This window comes from Legionella sp. PATHC035, assembly GCF_026191115.1.
In the GTDB taxonomy this organism is placed as follows: domain Bacteria; phylum Pseudomonadota; class Gammaproteobacteria; order Legionellales; family Legionellaceae; genus Legionella.
This window is the reverse complement of record NZ_JAPHOT010000001.1, coordinates 3256927-3279961: the sequence shown is the minus strand read 5'-3', so window position 1 is coordinate 3279961 and position 23035 is coordinate 3256927. Positions and strand designations below refer to the sequence as shown.

Here is a 23035-nt window from a genome sequence, read left to right as displayed (position 1 = left end):
ACGACATGAGCATTTGTTCCACCAAAACCAAAGGCACTGACTCCAAAATAATGGGTTTGATGAGGCTCTAAAAATTGCGGTTCATCCAATAAACATAATGGTGAGTTGGCAAAATCGTAACGAGGATTGGGCGTCACTGGTTCCGGTTGAGGCAGCAAACAATGATGGTAAGCGCATAAGGCGGCTTTTATAAACCCTGCCATTCCTGCAGCACTCAAATTATGACCAATATTTGCTTTCACACCACCCACCACACATTTTTTATAAGATGTCCCCAAAACCTGAGTTAATGCTTGCAACTCCATAGGATCGCCTAATTCTGTGCCAGTCGCATGCATTTCAACGTAATCTAAATTTTGTGCTGTTAATCCCGCATTATCTAATGCCTTTTGAATTACTTTTTGCTGGGCTTTTGGATTGGGCGTAGTATAACCCATGGTATTCCCATCATTATTCACCGCGATTCCTTCAATAACACAATAAATCTTATTTCCATCAGCTAACGCATGTTCCAAAGGTTTTAAAACAACAAACCCGCCTCCCTCGCTTAATACGATTCCATTAGCACGAACATCAAAAGGACGACACTTAAAATCAGGGGATAACGCTTTGGCTGCATCCATTAAAGCAAAAGGCCTTGTATTGATTAAACCATCAATGCCTCCGACCAAAGCAAGTTCAATATCTCCTGATTTCAATGCAGAAACTGCATGATTTAGAGCCACTAAAGAAGAGGAACACGCTGTATCAACCACTTCAGCAGTTCCACTTAAATCAAAAAAATGATTGATATGAGCGGCAATAAAATTTTGTCCCTGACCAATGATCGTAAACTGATTAATTTCGTGATCCGCACTCAAATCAGCACGAGTTCCCACAAATACACCAGCATTCATTCCTTTAATTGTTTCTTGGGTCAACCCAGCATCAATCATTGCTTTTTGGCTTAATGCCAATGCACGAGTCACTAAGGGGTTAACTTGGTGTTGATGTTTTTCCGAAAACCCAAAATCAAGCGCAGTTCCCCAAGCACTCTCATGAATAAAACCGCCCTGAACAGAAGCATACTCATTTCGATCGACTCGCTCCTTAGGAATTGGAGTAACCGAAATGGTACCTTGCAGTAAATTATTCCAAAATTCCTGCACATTATGAGCACCAGGAAATTGACATGCCATGCCAATAACTGCGATTTTTTTCGTGTTCTTTTTTGGATCTGGCTCAGGTTGACTCAATGGTTCTAGGGGCTGTTGACATTCCCTTCCCAACCCTACGCCTCGTGGGGTGTCGACAGGGTCCTTGGATTCCACAGACACGCCGCGCAGCGTAGGCGAGATAAGATTAATCGGGGAATTATCAACCACCGCCAGTGCTAATCCATTTATTTTCTGGACATGTGAGGTTAACCGAGAAAGTGAATGATGTTCAATAATCACTTCGGCAGGAAGCATTAAGCCCATTACGGCTTCGATCTTTTTTAATAAAGTCATTAACAGAACGGAATCCACTCCATATTCGGCAAAACTCTTCTCCAATTCAACCTCATCTTCAGTGATACCAATTACCTCCATGAGGATCATTTTTAAAGTATCTGAAATAGTTCCTTGTATCGATGCGCGCTGATCAGTGGGAGGTGTTGCTGGAGAGTGCTTATTCTTACTCGGCATAATGACAGCAGAAACGGTTTCGTTTTCTAATAAAGTGGAGAGTAAAGCAAGCGCCTCATGAGTTTTATAACTTCCAAGTTGGCTGCGTTGATAACTGCTACTGGCCTCTGCATTTTTACTAAACTCACTCCATGCGGGCCAAGCAATGCTTAATGCTTGTCCAGCATGCGCTTGGGCAAAAGCATTTAAATAAGAATTACTCAATGCATAATCAACTACCCCTGTTGCCAGCTCTGGGAGAACACTGGATACCGACGAAAAGAGGACTAATTGGTCCATACCATAAGGACTTACTGCCGACCATAAGGCTTCAAGCCCAGCTCGTTTAGGATGGAACATCCGGATAAAATCATTTTGGGTAAGCTCTGCAAACGACTTGGTTTGCGTTGGGGTTACTCCAGCACAATGAAAAATCCAGCCAAAACGGTCTTTTTCATTCATGACTACTTTTAAAAATGAAACAAATAATTCCTTTTGAGCTAAATCGCCAATATAGTAATAAACCACACACCCTTGTTTTCTTAATTGGTTAATTAGTTGTATGGTTTTCCCTGCCTTACAAGACGAATGCAGGTAATGTTCCCATAAAGTTTCTTGTGGCAATGGGCTGATTCCAGTGAGAATTAATTTGCGTACGCCACGAATAGCCAACCATTTTGCAACCTCAGCACCAATACCACTAGTACCACCAGTAATTAAGTATACTTTCTCAGCGTCAATTGAGGCTAAAGCTGATCTTTTATATTCTTTTGTTTGCAATACTTGAATGAATCGTTGTCCTTGAACATATCGAGCCTTATGAAAATGAAGGCTTAATTGGCTTAATTCCTGTTGAATCAGTTTCGTAGTCAGAGGTTGCTGGTCAAGCACTAATGAGCCGGTTTTTAAGCCTATAGTTTGAACATTCATACAGTGTAAAAAATAACTGATAACCTCCAAGTCAGGCGATTGCTTGTTATTAATTTGTAAAATACTTCCCGTTTTTGCACTCAGAACAACCTGTTGTAAAAGGCGCAAATGCTCAACTAACTCTAACTCATCATTGCAGCAATCCAGAAGAATAAAATCATGATTCAACAAGTCAATGATTTGTTTTGGTGTAACTGTTCTCCCCTCTTGCGTGAAATACCAGTCGTTTTCATTTTTCGATGTATAAATGATGTGGATTGCGTTCTGCGGCAAAATGTTTTTTATCTCGGCAGCATTACTTTGAGTACTGAGTACAATCCATTGACGAGTTATGTCATTATCAATGCGTATCTCGTGCTGCTGCCAAACATATTCATACAATGTGTCTGAAATCGGTTTTTTTTCAAGATCATGAAAATAACGCCTACTTTGAAATACCGTTCGCGGTAATGGGCTAACTCGAGGCTTAATCGGACTCTCATAACTTTTTAAAATCACATGGGCGTTACTCCCGCCTGCACCAAAGCTGGACACACCGGCATAATAACACTGGTCTTTGGGATGCAGGGACCAAGTCGATGGTGTTTGACATAAAACTAAGGAGTCTGGTAATCGAATATTAGGATTCAATGTATTGGCATGAAGGCTTGCATAAAGCTTTTTCTGTTGCATTTGCGCAATCACCTTAAGGACGCCAGCCAGTCCGGCAGCAGCTTCCATATGCCCATAATTTGATTTTAATGAGCCAATAAAACAAGGGGTGTCGCGCTGAGAAAATACTTTGTTCAAACCCTTAATTTCGATAGGATCCCCCAATTGCGTCCCTGTACCATGACACTCTAAATAACCTATATCTTCAGGGTGTAAGCCGGCTTGTGATAATGCTTTTTTAATCACTTCTGCCTGGGCATTAGCATTGGGAACAGTATATCCAGAGCTGGTGCCATTATGCGCAATGCTGCTGCCTTTAATCACTGCATGGATACGATCACCCTCGTTAATTGCTGCGTGTAACGGTTTAATTAAAATACTGACCACTCCCTCACTTGGAACATAGCCATCTGCCTGTGCTCCAAAACTGGCACAATGTCCTTGCGCTGATAACATATTTCGATGCAACAGTTCTTGATATTTATAATCATGACTGATGAGATTAACCCCTCCTACCAATGCCATCGATGCATCTTGGGTATTGATGGCTTGAATGGCTAAATGCAATGCAGTTAATGAAGAAGAACACATACTGTCGAGGGTTAGACTTGGTCCTGTAAAATTGAGAACACTGGAAATGCGGTTTGCAATACTCGCCGCAGTTGAATTCGCGAGGATGGTTTTTTGCTCTCTTAAACTTTTTTCAAAACCCGCCAATTGATAAAAATTATTCATCGCGCCAATGAACACCCCCACAGAACGAGCTTGATTATCGAGCTGGATCCCAGCATCCTCGAAGCAATGCCAGGCATTTTGCAACATAAGGCGTTCTTGTGGGCACATAATTAATGCATCATGGGGTGCAATATTAAAAAATAACGCATCAAAATCGTTCGCATGTTCAAGCAAGGCCCCATAACCGTAACTGCGATCGCCAATTGCTTGCACGCAATTTTTACCTGCTTCCAGGACGTCAATAAATGATGGAAAATCGGGGGCTTGTGGAAAGTTTACGGCCATGCCAATGATTGCTATGTCTGATGCAACCATCAACGGTTCGTATTTATCGACATCGCCGGACGGAGCATGATCGTGGTGAACACTGCTGTTACCAAAATATTCAATTAACTCATCAAACGTTGTATGTTCAAATAAAAGAGTTTTCGGTTGACTGCCAAAATGAATTTCGAGATCGAAAATAATATCCATGGCTAATAAAGAATCTAATCCCAGCTTACTGAATTGCCCAATTTTTTGTAATTCATCAGAGGTCATGTTCAAGCGATGGGAAAAAACCGAAAAAACTAATTCGCGAGTCGATTCTCTGCCTGTAACAATTTGTATCTGCTCACGTTCTGTTACTTGTTCGCCAACCGTAGAGACTGTTCCGCCAAGCTGCTGAACTTTAGCTGAAAGCCTGTCCTTGTCCAGATGTTGGGTCACGACATGTGCCTTGAGTTCTTCAAGAACAACGCATAGAGCTCCATGTTCATCAAAAATTTGAATATCAAAGCAGAGTGCTCCGACTTTTTGCGTGCACACCAAAGCATGGCGTGACAGCCTTTTGAGAAGTACAACTCTTTTAGCGCTAACCGGTAACGAAAGGGGCTGTTGCTGATATAAAGTAAAGTAACCCACGGTTTGCAGTGCTGCATCCAAGAGGTAAGGGTTGAGCAAAAACTCATTAAAATCTTTGTTACACTCTAGATGTGCAAATACCCGGTCCTCAGATGCCAAAAGGTGGGTGATATTTCTTAAATCAGGTCCATATTGAATCCCTGCTTGTTCAAAACAGCGATAATATTCGATACAGTCGATTGAATTGGGGCACTTTTTAAAATCGTTGAGGTCAAAAGGAGAGATTTTTTCATCTTTTGCAATTTCAGTACTAAAAAAAGAGCTTTCTTCATAAAACAATTCCACGACATTGGCAGTCTTGCTCCTATGGATATTCATCCTGCGATGCAAGGCGGGCAATGTTCTTAACCAACGAACATTTACACAATAAAGTGGCAGCTCATCAAGAAAATGCTGAGTTAATGCAAGGCTCACAACCCCAGGTAAAATCGCTTGATGATTGACTTGATGTTGGCTGAAATAGGTCCTCTCTGCTGATAAGGTGTAGTCATTTGTCGTTTGCCAATAACAATGAATTTTTTTAAAAGGATGTACTGGAAATTTGCGCTGATTGTCACTAGCAAATCGTTGGATCACGATATGTGCATTGGTACCAGAAAAACCAAATGAACTGACTGCAGCAAGCGATTTATCTTTTGGCCACGGGCTTAACTCTTTGACTGGATAGAAAGGGGTACTCGCAAAATCGATTTGTGGATTTTCACGCTCACAATGAATTGTTGCTGGAATTTTTTGAAAATAACTGCATAAAACACTTTTGATAAAACCGCAAATTCCAGCAGCATGTACGGTATGGCCAATGTTGGATTTGATGCTTCCCAAGCCACAGGATTTTTTACTTTGTTCTTTTCCTTGGGTGGCAAATAATCGCTGTAAGGCACTCACTTCAATGGGATCACCCAGTTCTGTACCCGTTCCATGGGTTTCAATATAAGCAAGATCTTCTGTAGATAAACCATAAGAAGTATAGATCTGCCGCATCAGTTCGGTTTGTGCCAAACCATTTGGTGCTGTAATTCCATTCGATTGCCCATCTTGATTCACCCCACTGGCCTTGATCACTGCATAAATGGGATCTTGGTCTTTCAGCGCTTGAGCTAAAGGTTTCAAATAAACACAGGCCACTGCTTCACCAGGAATAAACCCATTCGCTTTATCACTGAATGTTTGGCATGCATGATCCGAGGAAAGCATTTTGGCATGATGCGCTTGCTGCAGAAACTCATCACTGGTCATAATGAATACTCCGCCTGCTAAAGCAGTGGTGCACTCTCCATTTTTAATGGCTTGGCAGGCTTGATGTAGGGCAACCAAAGAAGAAGAACATGCTGTATCTACAGTAATTGCCGGTCCCGTCAAATTAAAGGTATAAGAAACACGTCCTGCGATCACTGAGGGAGCATTTCCCCAAAAACTTTGGGGGATAGGTTGTTCCAGACTGTGAGCCAAATAATTATTTTGGCTTGCACCCACAAAAACACCGCAGAATTTATCAGGGAGTTCCATTGGTGAATAACCCGCATCAATTAAAGCACCCGCTGCAGTTTGTAACAATAAGCGTTGTTGTGGATCCATCGCTTGTGCTTCAATTTTGGGGATGTGGAAATAATCGGGATCAAAGGCAAAAACATCCTCCAACCACCCGGCATGATTGGGCTCTCGCAGGTGTTTTCTACCGCGCTTCTCTAATGGGGTGATCGCATCAAATCCTTCGCATAAGGAGTTCCATAATTCCTCAATTGATTCTGCTTGAGGAAATTTTCCTGCCATACCAATTACAGCAATATCCAGAGTAGACCTCCTTCCATATTCTACTGGCGAGGTAAATTGCTTCGTCGATGCGGTGCTCGAATCCTGATGTACTTGTGTGTACACTCCGGTTCTCCACTCCGCGTCTTCTCGCACTTCACTCCCCTCAGCGCGTGTGGAAAGAGGTCTATTGTTGTTCTTTGCTGATTCATTGCTTGTCAGCTCAACCCCCTCCATGATGACGTGCCAATTTCCTTGTGCATCAAAAACGGCAGCGTTCTGATCTGTAATATGTAAAGCGCTGCATTGCTGAGGCTGCACGCGGAGCAAAACCCGTTTTATTGCTTTAGGTAACCCAGGACGAGGATTTTTAGCAAAAAAAGGATCGTTGCGATAAATAAATGAATGCAACATACTGCCTAAAACGGCAGGAAAGCTCGCCTTAGGATCCAGGCTCGCAGAAAATGAATCGTCAGAATCATTATAGTGTTCAATAATTCGATAACACTCACCTAAATAATGCAATGAATCACTCTGGTAAAAATCATTCATCACTAACTGTTTGTGGTTGTCCATTGTGCGGGGAAATTCATGGTATGACTTAAATTGATAGTGATTTTGTACTACCAATTCCTTATTACCATGCTTATCAATTTGCGCAATGAAACATTCTTGAGTTATTGGATCGATCTCCAAATGCAAATTGATCTCTTGATCTTTTTCAGCAATTATTATTTTTTTTAATTCAATATCCGTTAATTCCACTATGGGTGAAGTCGCCGCTAAAGGACTTAATGCGGCATAAATCATCATCAGTAAATTATCTAATGGAAACACATAATGACCATCAATTTGATGTGCCAGCCAGTAGGGATTGCTTTGAGGACTGTAGGTATACCGACGCCGATGCTTAGTCATCAATCAACTCCCCTGTAAATAAATCGACTGCCTGTTTTTGAATAACAACAGGTTCTACCCCTTTTAATTCGGCACAAACAAACGTTGCCAAACGATGTAGCGTGGGATAATCAAAAATAACTGCAGTACGTAATGATAAATTGAATGTTTTATTGATATTGGCAACCAAACTGACCCCGGTAATCGAATCGAGGCCAATTTCTGCCAAAGGACGGTCAACTTCAAGATGCTGCCCCTTGGGTAAATGAAGTGCCGAAATTACAAATTCAGAAATTTTCTGAGTAATCGCTAAAAGATCATGGAGCCCTTCTCCCCCAGTCTGGAACAACGAGGTCCGAAGGACGGATAAGGGACTGCTCCTTTGAAATTCTTGCTCACTAGGTGCTTCATTATAGCGAGAGTGACAACAAAAAACGTTTTGCGCTTTTTCTTGCTTCAGCAAATCTGCCTCGAACACCTTAAAACCTGATGCAGTTAATTTGTGCAGCCAAAGATGCTGGCTTAATAAAGGAGAGGCATTTAATCGCTGCGCGTCGCGCGCTTGCCACCAGCCATCAAATAAACCAAAAATAAAATTCAAATAAGCCTGTTCTTGCACTGCCTCATTCAACAAAAACACACCCTGAGGCTTGAGAATACGCTGCAATTCCTTGAGGGTTAGATCTAAATCATTGGCTAGATGGAGTACATTAGAAGCCAGAATAACGTCAAAAGAACCATCAGCTAATTCGGCTAAATGATTCATATCCAAATGTTCGCATTGCAAATTAAAGCGCACTTTGGCTTGTAATTTTTTTCCTTGATTTAAGAAAAATGAAGAAACATCCGTATAGTAATAATCAACCTGCTCATAGTGATTCAGCACATCCATTAAGGTTTCCGTAGTTGCACCCACACCAGCACCGAGCTCAAGGATTTTCACTGGTGTGTTGGTTGTACGAAGAAACTCACCTAAATACTTTGCAATCTGCTGATTACATTTCCTTGATTCAGGGCTTTTAGCGTAAAGAGCAAACAATAACTTAAGCCCTTCTTCTGAAAAAACAATCTCTGCAGGCGCCTTATCACCCGTTAATATTGATTCATAGTTCAAAAAACAAAGGTAAGCTAGGCGATAATAAGCTTCATAGTCAGAGTCTTGTTGACAACAAGCCTCAAGCAATTGATTCGATAATTCATCATGAGAACGAGGAGGTAAATCATTTAAATGCTCTACCAACCGTGCATACTTAGGCATCACCTTGTTTGCAAAAACTTGTTTTTCCCGTAAATCATGAACCAAATGAGCAACAAATTGATTCACTCCCTCTAATCCTTTTTTTAAAGGGATAACCGCTATGGCTTTGGGATTAGTTCTAATAGAATGAAACCCACTGGATTCCGCCGGCAAGTCACGGGAAGCAGAGGGTTGAGAGCAATTCGATACACTTTTATGTTGAATTGCAAACTGCACGTACTGACTATTTAAACCGATTTGCAGCGCCTCAAGTGCTTGTTCTGTCGTCAAAGGAATAAAACCTAAACTGCGCGCTCTTTTAAGGTAAAAAGAATCAGTAACGGCACCCACTTCTTGCCAAATGCTCCAATTAATGATCTTAACGGGTAATGCCGTTTCATTCTCCAAGCGCAGACAATAGGCATCAAGCGCATTACTTGCCGCCGCATAATTTGCTTGACCTGCAAGACAAGCACTACTCTGCATGGAAGAAAAAATCACAGCGGCGTTGACTTGAGTGTGTTGAAGCAACTGATAAATGAAATGGGCACTGAATAATTTGGCATCCACCACACTGCGAAATTGTTGCCAGGTCATGGAGTCAACTGTGCTGTCATGCAAATGCATCACCAAATTAAACACAGCATCGATGACTGGATATTTCACTTGCAGATACTTAATCAGCAAAGCACATTCTGCTTCTCGGGTGAAATCGGTTTGAATAAACTCAATCTGCGTGCCGTACGCCTGTAAGAATGCACGTTCCTCTTCATCTAGAGGGCTACGTCCTACAAGAATCACTTGCGCTTGATAAGATTTCATCAAGAATTGCGCCAACTGACGCCCAATTCCTCCCATGCCACCCAAAATCAAATAAGTCCCTTGGTTTATGAGAAAATCATGCGCGTCACAATCCGTAGCTAAATCCAAAGTATTTAACCAATACTGTTTATTTTGATAGTAAATGGTTTGATGTGGCCCTTCATAAACTCGTTCCACCACCGATAATTCTAAAGGGATGTCGATGATGAAGTGTTTGAATTGCCAATGGGGTATTTCTTTAGCTAAAGAACCCAACAAACCAGTCACCATGGCAACTTGCGGATGGTGGGCTTCAGCAACATAAGAGTACCAATCAATATGAATCTCTTTTGTAAACAGGGGCATACTTAATGCACTCTTTAATACATCAAATAAAGGCTTGATAAACTGGAGTAGATCATGATTAAAAAGACTGGACCCTAAATGAAAATCGGGTATCAGCGGATAGATAATAAGGTAATCCAGCTCAGGATGGGCAGCTAAAAATAATTGCAACTCATTGGGATCAAAGTGATCCAGACTGTAGCTCAAAATCTTATTGTTTGTTTCAAGCTGGATCCTCATCTGCTCTATTGTTGCAGCGAAATATTCTGCATGAATAATTAAGATATTTTTTTGGTTGAGAGGTTGATGTTTCATTTCGGCATCAACGTTCAATTTCTTAGGTACATAGATCAAGTGATTCTCTTGATTTTTAAACCATATTTTTTTGCGTTCGAATGGATAGGCTGGGGTCGCATGCACACCCAATACGTCATTAGAATTAAGTTCATGGGTAAATACCGCCTCACCCGCCAGATAAGCTTGTGCCATGGACTGGTACCGATCAGCAATATAGGGGGCTGTAGATGACTTGAGCCAATTTTGCATGTGTTCAATCAATTGGGGTTGATTATGCCATTGAAATAAGACCCGATAACGGTGGTGTACTCGTCTTTTTTGTAAGGTAAAACAGAAACTGTGTGGCTCAAAATGATCGGTTTTTTGCAACCAATCAATATAATTTTTTACCAAAGCCTTCAAACTTGCCTCATTGGCTGCAGAAAGAGGAATTAACGGCACAAAAGTAGTGGTCCTTTGTGGTTGGACTGCATCTCCTTGTTCTAAAACGACATGCGCGTTGACCCCACCAAAACCGAAAGAACTCACTGCCGCACAACGCGGAATGAATTCGCCTTTGCTTTGTTTTTCTGGCCATGGATGCGTTTCTTGACTAATCGATAGTCCTGATTGCTGCAGAACCAGATAAGGATTAATTGCAGACAAATTCGCTTGCCCAGGAATCATTTGATGGTGGAACATCAACAAAATTTTGATTAATCCCGCCAATCCTGAAGCAGGTTCCAAATGGCCAATATTCCCTTTAACCGAACCCACCTCAATGGCTACATTTTTATCGGCAACAAAATTCTTTAAACCTTCCAACTCAATCGGATCACCTAATGGAGTTCCCGTTCCATGAGCTTCAATATAACTAATACGCGATATATCAATTGAGTTATAAACTTGCTCATACAGTTGTTGCTGGGCTTTTGAACTGGGTGATGTCAGTGTATTGGCTTTACCCGTATGATTGGCACCACTGCCAAGAACTCGTGCATAAATTGTATTATTTTGTGCCTGTGCTAACGATTGCTTCTGAAGAAGAATAACAATAATTCCTTCTCCTCTAATGTATCCATCGGCATGTTTATCAAATGGCTTGCACGCGCTTGTAGGAGACAACATCCCTGATTGATTAAATGCATTAAAAAACTCATCGTCCAGTAACAAATTGACGCCACATACTATCGCTTGATCAATCTCTCCTTGTTTGATCGCTTTCACGGCGCGATCCAGAGCATATAAACTGCTAGAACATGCGGTATCTACTGCTTCACTCGGTCCAGTCAAATCAAAATAATGAGATATTCTATTCGCCAGCAAACTGTGTACTGTGGCAACTGGAATGTAGGGATTATTAATTTGGTAACGGGTCAATAACTTGGCATAATCAAAAGTTGACGCGCCTACATAAACACCAGTGGCAGATCCTTTTAATTGTAATGGATTAATTCCGCCCATTTCTAAAGCATGCCATACCTCTTGCAATAATAATCTTTGCTGAGGATCCATCACCATTGCTTCAAGCGGAGAAAGATTAAAAAATGAGGCATCGAATGCATCGACCCCCTCAATAAATGCTCCAGGATGTTGTTGCATGTAGTGCAACCGATTCGCTGGCGTTTGACTAAAAACATTTCCTTGATTTAACAACAATTGCCAAAAATCATTCAAATCCTTACATCCTGGCAATAATGCGCTGTAACCGATAATGACCGGGTAATTTTCCTGAATCTTATGATCATGCCCTTGCTGACGTCCCGCGACTTGTTCGCGGGATCCAGTAATCTCACCATCTTGCTGGATCTCGCGAACAAATCCTGCGCCGCTTGGGCAAGTTAAGTCGTGAGATATCGCTTTGGGGACTTGTTGTTCATAGAATTCAATAAACTCAGAAACCGTCTTATAACCAAAAAATGTTGCGGGAGTAATTGCTAAATCATGAGCATCATTCAAATGGTTTGCCAATTCAGTCAATAAAATCGAGTTAAAACCAAGATCACCAAAAGATGAGGTCACATCAAAATGATCTTCAAGCTCCAATACTTTTTTAATGGTGTTGATTACAAAAAGTTTAAATTCCATATGTGCTTCAGACCTGTATTGTTTCGCTGATTGCGAATGATTTAATGACGCTAAAATGAGTTCTGGATCACCTTGATGCGCAATAATTTGCGGCCAAGGTAAAGCGGATAAAGTCTCCAATATACGACATCCAGCAGTATTGCTAATGGCTTGCATGCCCCACTCTTTTTGCATGCGCGCTAAAACCGAATCACTAACCTGCATCCCTCCTTGCGCCCAAAAAGGCAAATTAATACTGCAGGTAAACCCTGTACGTTCACCTTTGATGCGCATTGATTCACGTAACACAGTAAAACCATCTAAAAATCCATTAGCAGCCGCATAAATCGATTGTCCAATATTGCCTAATATCGAGGAGTAGGATGACAACAAAAGAAAATGATCCAGGTGATACTCCTTTGTTGCGTGATCTAAATTCAAGGTACCGGTTACTTTTGCCGCCAAAGCACTTTGAATTGATTCAGCTGATTGATTAAGGATTAAACTATCTTGCTGAATCCCTGCTGCCTGAATACAGCCATTCAAGCTTCCTCCTTGTTCTAAAACAAAATGAGCAATGACAGAATGCAGTGTTTCATAGTCACTGATATCAACTTGTTTGTAGCTTAAGTTGTTTTGCTGTATCCAGTGCTTATCTTCTGCTGATAGATAACGTCGACCAAGAAGTAACACGCGAGCTTGATATTGAGTGAGCAGATACTGGGCTATGATTTTGGGAATCGCCCCCATTCCTCCTGCAATGACATACACACCCGATTTTTTAAATAATAAGCGCGTACTGTTCTTCTCTGGGGTGACTGCATGATAATATTGGGTATGAAAAAAGCCTCCCTGATTTACTTTAACCCAAGTAGGCAATTGGCTTTGTGCAATCAGCGGCAACAATTGACTACGAAACTCCCAAGGCAAAAGAACGACACTGTAGTACAATTCAGGAAATTCGAGCCGTGCTGTACGTAAATAAGCATGAACTCCTTGTGCGTAAACTGCAGTATCTCCAAAATCATCAAAACACAGAATCAGGTTTAATTTTTTTCTTGACTGTAAAGCGTACTGTATATTTTGCAGTAGATTAATGAATTGCGGTGAGCCTTGCACTTGCTTCACCAGAATTATGGAACATTCTGCGTCTGTGCCTGGTCTATCAGTGACTTGCAACCATTCAAAAGTTCTGTCCTTTGCTTTCTCACAATAAATACGCTGCCAGAATGGCTTAAAATAATGAACTGGTATTTTTTGCGGAAGAATTTGCTGTTTATGAATAGGAATCATACTAAAGCCGGCAATGTGACTGACCAAATGATGTTTTTCATCAAAAATAGAAATGTCATAACGTGGAGAAAATTTTCGTTGGGATTTGTCTTCAACAACGACATAAAGTTTAGAGGTCCACACGTGAAATAAATTCAACGCCTCAATTCCATGGGGTATATATACCTGCTCTTCAGGTAACCCTTCTTGTAAGACAGAAACACATTGCAAAACACTATCAAACAATCGCGGATCCAATGTGGGATCCTCAAGAGATTCTGAGAGAGTTAATACAGCAATTGCTTTATTTTTATCTGGATTAATCCGAATTGTTTGTACGCATTGAAATGCTTTGCCATGATACCAATTGTTTTGGCGAAATTGAGCATACATCTCCTCAACGGAACAATCATGAGTACACTGAACAGTAAATGGCGCATAGTCCTTAATAACAGCCCGCTCATCTAAAGAGTAATAAATGCTGCTCGAATGCACTAGCTCCCCTGATAACTCACACACTGTGTGGCTCTTTTCAGGTTTAAATAGAATCTTAAATGAACTGTTGTCCGCTTGATGATCCGCGAAAATGGGATGAAGCCATTTTATGTTACGAATGCTGATATTGGATCTCTTGTTTTTATAACGCCCATACGCTTGATAACAAAAATAAATATGGGCAGCACCAGGCAATATCGGACGTTGATGTAATCGGTGTTGCTCAAAATAATACGCTTGAGTTTCCAGAGACAAGGGGTATTCGTGAATAGCCCCTGAATCAGTACGAGGAACGATCCAATGTCGCTGCTTTTTAAATGAATGCTGTTTTGTATTAGGCTCAGGAATAATGGGATAGTCTTGTAAAATAACATGTGCATTGGAGCCACCTGCACCAAAAGAACTTAGCGCACTAAAACGAAATCCTTTATTGTGTCCCCAAACCGTATTTTTTTCCGGGATAATAAATTGTGTTTTTTCAAAATGACAATGCTCATTCAACGGCCAGGCATTAACTGCGGCAAAAATTGCTTCATGCTGATATTGTAATAAAATTCGCACCAACCCTGCTAAACCAGCACATGCTTCACTGTGGCCAATATTACTCTTAATCGAACCAATAAATACTTTATTTTGATAAACATCACTCAATGCTTTAATTTCGATTGGATCACCTAAAACAGTTCCTGTTCCATGAGCTTCAATATATTTGATTTGCGATGGATTAATTTCTGCTTTTTGCAAGGCCGAAAGGATTACTTGTTTTTGCGCTTCGGGGTTTGGCACGGTATATCCCTGCATTTTGCCACCGGAGTTCAGTGCAGTCGATTTAATTACTCCATAAATTTTATCGCCTTCGGCAACCGCGTCACTTAATTTTTTAATACATAAAGCTACCACCCCTTCGGCGTAAACAAACCCATCTGCATTTTGAGAAAAAGTGGCATTGATGTTTTGTGCTGAAAGCATATGCAAATCAGAGAGCTCTACCATTTGTCGTGGATGTACAATTAAATTGACCCCACCAACGACGGCCATGTTCGATTCACCAGTCAATAGACTTTGACACGCTAAATGAAGTGCTGATAATGAAGAAGAACACGCGGTATCCACCGCCATACTGGGTCCGTGTAGATTAAAACTGTAGGAAATGCGGTTTGCGGCTGACCAATAAGCACAAGAAGAATTAGCATGTTTTTGGGTGGTCCAATCCTCATTCAACCACGCATAATAAGCACCACTAATGCCGACAAATACTGCAATTTGATTGTCAGACGTAATGGGAAAAGCATTCGCATCGGCCAGAGCCGAATAAGCATTTTGCAACAGCAAACGTTCCTGCGGATCCATAAAAGCCGCTTCACGTGGAGACAATTTAAAAAAAGCGGCATCAAAGCAATCAATGTCATTTAAAAAGCTACCGCTGTAGGCAAATGAGTCATGCGCCCAACGTGATTTAGGAATCGGCCCAAATGCTGTCTTGCCCTGTTGCAGCATGGAAATGAAATCATCGGATCCGGTATGCGGAAGCTGATAACTTAAACCGACTATGGCAATATCTGTTTCCCAATTATAATGTTCTAAATCAGGATTCACTTTATCAGGAATTTCAGAGTGTTCATGAGTGAATCGTTGAACCAATGCATTGACTGTATCTACCGCAAATAATTCAGCAATACCTAATTCAGGATATTGGGGTTTTAATTTTTGATATAAATCACTCAAACTTAATGAGTCAAATCCAAGATCAGATAATCGGTCATCTAATTGAATTGTTTCACTATCCAAATAAAGTGTTTGTGCCAATTGCTCGATAATCCATTTCTGATTGTTTGTCGAATGAATTGGGGATTGCTGTTCTTCGACCGGTGGCTTGTTTACTGGAGCCATAGATACCTTCGATAAGGGAATTAACAAACTGGATTGTTTGTTTATCTTGCCCTGTCGCCTTATTTTGGTATCGAGGACAATTTGTTCCGCTGATGAAAAATTTAAACATGAACTTTGATATTCAATTTCGCTTGATTGCATGGTTTGTAATACAGATATCCATTGTTCGGCACTTAATAAGGGTGAATTTATTTGGCGTACCTGTTGGTCTTTTGCATTCCACCATCCATCAAACAAGCCAAAAACAGCAGTGGTAAAAGGGGTCTTTTCCACTAACTCATTCAATAATAAATGTCCCCCATCAACCAAGCATTCACTCAAGCTGTTCAGGGAATTTAAAATATCGCTCGTTGCATGAATAGCATTGGTCGCAATGACACAATCAAATTGATGATAAAATTCATGCTGAGCATCCATGTGCTCCATATTAAAGATTCGAAACTCCATGGAGTGTTCGTACTCAGAAAAATAACGCTTTGCTTTATTAACCAATGCAGGTGAAATATCCGTGAAATAATAGACATAGGATTGACCCTGCAAGGCTGCTAAAATCGCCCGAGTCGAAGCGCCGCTCCCAGCACCTACTTCAAGAATCTTTAGTGTTCTTTGCGCCGACATACAGTACTTTCTCAGTTTGCTTGCCAGAATCTGATTGGCGTGATCTGCAACTGGATGATGCTCATAAAAACCTTGGACTAACTCTGTATTTCCCTGAGGAAAAATAACCTGCTGCGGCAATAGCTTCCCTGATAATAGGTCATTATAGTGTTCACATACTGCTGCAAATAATTGAAGACGGGACGCATAATCCCCTTCTTTTAAATCAGCTTCATAGCTGTTTTTTAGTGCTTCAAGTTGCTTGAGATCTTGGGCAATAAAAATAAAGTCATTCTCCAATTGAATAAAATACATTTTTTGCCAGATCTGAAGTAACTCGCGAACCAACAGTTGCAAATGTTTTTGAAAAGGAGCCAGAAAGGTCGCAATGCAACAACCATGTATGGGAAAAGACTGATTGATCTGCAGCAAGAGACTGAGTGCAACAAATCCGTCCAGGCTCTTATTTTTGTTGATCGCTACCTTCGCAATCAGCTCGCTCTTTTTTGCAGTTCCGGTAATTAAAGCAAAAGGCGTATTGCTGGCGATTTGCAGTTCAAAAAGGGTCATCAGTTGAGTAAACGATAAAGGAGCCAGATGATTATTCACCATATACTGTGAATAATCAGCAGAGGTTGCCAAACCAATGCCTTCGATCACGCCTAATACGCTGACAAAACAAGGAAGACTTTTTTGTTGCGCCGATAAATAACTTTTAAAAGCCGCCTCAAAGCTGTATCTCGTAGCCCCTAAATTAGGGTAATAGGCTTGGATGGATGTAACGACATACAGGTTGTTGGCGTACTGAGATAATTCTTCAGCAACTAACCAATTGTTGCGCTGAACGACTTGCATCAATGTAGTGGATAATGAGTTCTCACTTTGCTTCATCCACCATTCGTCATCTCGTGCAACAGCTAAATGGAAAATACCCGATATTTTCTGTATAGAAGCTATTTGTTTTAGACGGGTTAGAAGCGCTTCATCGTTATCCGGATCATAGTCCTGATAAATCATCTCAGCTTGTTGTAACTGGATTTTTACCGCTTCATTCAATTGCTTATAGGGTTTGCGGCCTAGCACATAAATTTGTGCCTTGTAGTGTTCTTGGAGATAGGCGCCCAGTTTTAAGCCGATTCCACCAGCGCCGCCAACCAGAACATAGATTCCTCGGTATTCTAAGCCTTTATTCAGCAGCTTAGGAAATTGTAAAGTGACTCTATCATATTGATAAAATTTTCCTTGAAAATCAATCACTTTAATGTGAAGTGGACTGATTTCTAAATTAATCGCTTTTACAAAATGAGTGACTAATTGGACTTCTTCAGAAGAATAAAGCTTATCCAGCTGCAGGTAAATCACGCGTTGTTTTTTAACTTGAACACCACAGGTTATCGTGATTTGACGTATCGCTTCCAATACATAATGGATTGGATTTCTATCCGGATAATCAATCGTGATCCAGACATCTTGCCTCAATAGCTCATTTAAGGAAAACTGAGTCCAATCAACCTGATTCAGGTGAGACAATTCATGATGATTGATGGATTTCACTGTAGTTTGTAATGTATCGAATTGTCTTTCTAAAGGGTGTTCTCTGGTTTTGTAATGACTCCCCTCTGCTACGTCCCGCGGCTTGTTGGCGGGATCGAGGGGTCTAGAAAAAACACTGGATTCCGCCAACAAGCTGCGGGAGCTAGATGAGGAGTGAGCTGTTATCGCTTTCTTAAAATAGGGTTTGCGCTCAAAAGGCATCGCTCCTAGATAACGTTGAAAATCGATAACACAACCCATAAGCCATAACTGAAGAACTACCTCATCACTTAATGTCAAAGCATCGAGTTTGCTCGTTTGATCCAGATCAATACAGATACGTTGCCCTTCATTAAAATGAACAATACATTGATCAGAAACACTGCTCTGTGAATCGCAAGGTAAGCTCAATATCGGTTTATAATAAGCACTTAATAAAATAAATAAGTTAGCTTGAGAAATTGTGGTGACCCGCTCAATTAATCTGTTCTTAAAAAGGTCGATAAAAACAGAATCCCGCTTTAATAAGGATAGAAGCTCTTCTGGCAAGAGCAGTTGCCGCTCAAGCAAAGCAATGAGCTCAACCAAGGCAGCAGGAAAACGGTTGAGTAATTCTTTTTTTACAGTGCTTAATTCCCATTTATTAATCACACGAACTCTTGCCCACAAAAGAATAATTATCATGTGATGATTTTTAATTCCTTCATCTGGCAGGAGCGCTACATCACCTTGTTCAAACAAGGCGATTAATTCGCGATTGAGTAAATTTTGCAAAAGCGCTTTAAATGTATATTGATGCAGGTAAAGCGCCACACTTTCAGCAATAAGTCGATCCACCTCAGAGGGGTCGATTACCAAACCATCAATAAGTTCGCATACATACTCATCTAAATCACTTAATGCTGGATATTGTTCACCATTTAATATTAAATGTGTTTGCATCTTGTGATTGGCGTGCAACGCAAGAGAAACAGCATGTCCATAAGCCTCAATACATCGAATATCAGGTAAAAAATCATAAATCAGATTCATCCAATATTCCGGCAACCGTTCAGAAAAAGCATGCTGCATGTAGGGTCTTAGGTAAACGGAGCCCTGTGCACAACAACCAGGAAGCGTAATCAAGTCATGATGCAATGACACCCAATTAATGGTCTCATCCTGATCATTGAGCCATCCTGCCTGGCGAAAAGCAGTATGGTGCTCCTGGGTATAAATTGAGTTTAATGCCAAATGATACTTTTGCTTCTGTAGAAGATAATCCTCAGCGCGCGTCACGAGTGATTCCAAATCTTCTTTGGTCGCTGCGCTCAGCAATAAAGGTAATTTAAAGGGCTCTTCTGTACGAATCGGTGAGCGCTCAGGAACTGTTTGCAAAATCGCATGCGCATTGGCCCCACCAAACCCAAAAGAACTTACCGCAATTTGCGAATGATGATAATCAATTGATTCTGTATTGATCCTTAAAATTCCTGGTAATAAAACATGCGCTGCGTCAGAGAGTACGTGAGGAGGAATTTGTCGATTTTTTAAAATAAGAAGACACTTAGCCACACCTAATAAACCGGCACCAGCTTCCATATGCCCTAAATTTCCTTTAATCGAGCCTACAAAGCAACCAGGATAATTGCGGCTTAAGGCCTCAAGCTCGATAGGATCGCCAAGATTTGTCCCCGTTCCATGAGCTTCAACATATCCTACATCAAGATTCAAACATTGCTTTTTCGCCAAACGAATGAGTTTTGATTGTGCGGTCACACTGGGAGCAGTCATCGTGCTTGTGGTTCCATTGTGATTACAACTAATTCCTGCCACAGCAGCTAAAATGGGAAGATTTAATGAATCAGCCTTTGCTTTTGAAGTAACGAGCAAAGTAACCATACCTTCCAAAGGTAAATACCCATCTGCTTGCATCGAAAAAGTATGACACCAACCACTTCTCGAGAGCATTCCTGCTTTTTTGAAACTTTGATGCCTTAAAGTACTGTTGATGTAATTCACACCAATAACAAAAGCAAAATCATTTTGACCATACTTGATACTGTCGCACGCATCTTTTAAGGCAACTAGAGAGCTGGCACATGCTGCATTAATACTTTTACTCTCGCCAGTAAAGTTAAAGCAGTGCGAAACCCGATTGGCAACACTGGCCTCACAATTATTCAAAAAGAAGCAACTGTCACTTTCCACCATAGTTCTTGCATAGGTATGCAAGTTATCAACAGTCATTACGCCTGCATAGACACCCGTAGTTGCCTGTTGCAACTCCCGTTGCGTCAGGCCGACCTGTTCCAGACAAGTATGTACTCCATACAAAGACAATTTCTGTTGAGGATCGATGTGAGCGATGTCTTTTGGGGTGAGATTAAATAATTCTGGAGCAAAGAAGTCCCAATCAGAGAATAAATTGGCATAGGTCAGCTCATTTTCACTATGCCACATTCTCGAGCTATCTACAGCACAACGTGTTTTTTTACCGGCAACTAAAAATTGCCACAAAGCTTCCTCATTTTCTATGTGGGGAAGTCTTAAGCTTAATCCTATCAATACAGGAGTCGTATCTTCAAGAGTAAGAGTCTTGTTTGAAACTCGCGTTAATTCCTGGTCCATTCTGTTCATCTAACCTGTCTGATGAATGTGCAAAAAAGGAGGGAATATAGTCCGTTTTAAACCCCAGTTGATAAGTCTTTAAATGAGACATGAATTGTTTGTCCGTAAGCAAATTCATCGCTGCTTTTACAAACATTAGAGCAATATAATAACGCCCTTCATCTGTGTTTTTATCAATTTTTAACTGAAATGGATTAAATTGATTAAAAGGTGGTAAGTTACTTAAGATACTTTGATCAATTTTAAAATCATAATTTGTATTGAGCCCAAGTGAACAAATAGCATAGCGCAAATAAACATAAGCTTTAGTGATTTGGTAAGAAGCTTCATCGAGTGCACTAATTCGCCCTTTTTTGTAAGCAATATGGAGAAAAGCCTCTTCTAACGCGTTTAAACGTAAAAAATTCGCGATTGTTGCCACATCAAACAGCGGATTACCGACTCGAGCAAATTCCCAGTCAATTAACGAAAATTGCTTCTCTTCTGTTTGAAATAAAATATTCCAGGGATTCATGTCGTAATGACACAAACTGGCTTTAGGATTGAGACTTAACAAATAATCTAAATCATTAAATAGAGAGATGACCAAGGAAAAATCTTCGAACTGAGCATTAGTTTGAGCAAGATCGTTAACCCTTGACTTTAATTGCAGAAATTTATCGCTTTCTATGCTCACTTTTCTTTGAGGTACTTTGATTGCATGTAATGCACTAATCACTGAACCAAGTGATGCCAATCTATCCAATGATTTATCCAATGGCCAACGGGGATCATTCGCTACAAATTCAAATATAGCTACTTTTTGTGCTGCATTAAAGTAAATCATTCGTGGACCAATGCCCATACTCGATGCCGCCTCTGCGGCATACAATTCCACCCATCCTTGAGCACTTCCCTCTTCTAATATTTTAATCACATACTTCTGATGATACGCTTCTACTAAAAAATTCTGACAGAAAGGCGATAACCCCCCGTTCAGTGGCTTTATAGCACCTACATTCCAGGGAAGAAATGACTGCACAACTGACTTTAAACGAGTAGCAATCGCTTCGGAGTTACTTATTGATTCCACAGTACTCTCAGAGATCAGTTCCTTAGGTTTCACAATCTGGTCATCTACAAATAAGCGCCAACTACGACAGACTAGACGAAGAGTTTGAATTTCATCCCTACGGAGATATTTTAAAATTCCTCCCATGATAAAATAAGGAACTTGCAGCGCTCCAAAATTAAAATCTTTGGCCGGCTTAGCCAAATGATCTGATAAGCCGGTATTGAGTTGTCGCTTAAATTGATAATCATTAACGGTTTGCATCGCTTGTTTGATGAGCATCACGCTGATGTAAAACTTGCCTATATCGCTTCCTTTATCAATTTTTCCATCACTGGGCTGATATTCATTAAATGCCGGAATTGATCCAACATCAACATGACTCACACTTAAGGGATCCTTTATATTGGCTGCAAAACAAATTGCAAATCGCAATAAAGCAATTTGTTGCATGCGCACATAATGCACATATTCTTCACTGCTTGGTTCATGCCCCAAATAATGAGTCAAAAGAGATTTGGCTGCGGGAGCCTTTAAACGTAATGTGGCAACTACAGTCGCTAAATCCAAGAAAGGATCATTCAATCCGGCACATTCCCAATCGATAAAATAGAAATTATCTGGAGTTGCCAGTAGGTTGTTGGGATTGACATCATTGTGACAATAATGAGTTTGTTTTACCAAAGAGGTTAAACCGTCCAGTTGCATCAAGGCGTATTGCTGCAAGAAAAATAGAGGGGAAGCTTTAGCATAAGTGTTTAAGGTCTCTCTACGTTCAGTGATTAAGGTGGAGTTTTCAATTTCCGCTCGCTTTTTGAAAGGAGGCCCTGAGTGTATTAGCGCAAATTTTTTTGCAATAAGTTTCAGCTGCTCATCATCAAGTTTTCCAGTAATTGAAGGATCATTTTCTACATAACGCATGATCACAACACCTGAAGAAAAATCAAAATACTCTACTCCAGGAGCTACTTTGCTGTGCGCGAAAATAATAGATGCAAGTATTTCACGGGCTCGCCCTTCCTTATGTCTTATATGACGCAATACAAAACGTTCATCCCCCACTTGTACTAAATAACTGTTGGCCCAGGGAGAAAATCCTTCTGTTAAACGCTTTATTGTGATCGGCGATTGGGGGATTACCGGCAGAAAAGCTTCGATATGAGGACGCAGCTCAGAGACATCAGTTGAGTCTTGTGCGTCAATAAATAATTCAGAACCCTCATGGGTCAATAATTCTCTCCAGCTTTGATTGACGAAACTTAGTTTCTTTTTATCTTCTGGAGGAACATAACGAACTATCTTTTGAACAACACTTAAGGGTAAAGAAATATCAAAAAATTTCATGAGCAT

At 40.7% G+C, this 23035-nt stretch carries 3 protein-coding genes (1 of these 3 cut by a window edge); all 3 read right to left on the bottom strand.

The window, feature by feature from the left end; translation table 11 throughout:
- Tightly spaced (each overlapping or abutting the next), the 3 genes in view from OQJ13_RS14305 to OQJ13_RS14295 form a layout consistent with a single transcriptional unit that may run on beyond the window.
- Positions 1-7532, bottom strand: the 5' portion of a protein-coding gene (locus tag OQJ13_RS14305; protein WP_265711505.1) for a beta-ketoacyl synthase N-terminal-like domain-containing protein. 97 nt of this gene lie to the left of the window's left edge; the window shows 7532 of its 7629 coding nt (coding positions 1-7532); its start codon is at positions 7530-7532; the stop codon falls past the left edge of the window.
- Positions 7525-20643: an SDR family NAD(P)-dependent oxidoreductase gene (locus OQJ13_RS14300; RefSeq protein WP_265711504.1), complete on the bottom strand. Its 13119-nt coding sequence runs from the start codon at positions 20641-20643 to the stop codon at positions 7525-7527. Before OQJ13_RS14300 ends, OQJ13_RS14305 begins: the two co-directional genes overlap by 8 nt.
- Positions 20588-23035: a phosphotransferase gene (locus tag OQJ13_RS14295; RefSeq protein ID WP_265711503.1), complete on the bottom strand. Its 2448-nt coding sequence runs from the start codon at positions 23033-23035 to the stop codon at positions 20588-20590. The genes OQJ13_RS14300 and OQJ13_RS14295 overlap by 56 nt, the downstream gene beginning before the upstream one ends.

Bases quoted from the DNA above. Each gene is read 5' to 3' on its own strand.
- OQJ13_RS14295 (WP_265711503.1), bottom strand. From the start codon at position 23,035: ATGCTCATGAAATTTTTTGATATTTCTTTACCCTTAAGTGTTGTTCAA.
- OQJ13_RS14300 (WP_265711504.1), bottom strand. From the start codon at position 20,643: ATGAACAGAATGGACCAGGAATTAACGCGAGTTTCAAACAAGACTCTT.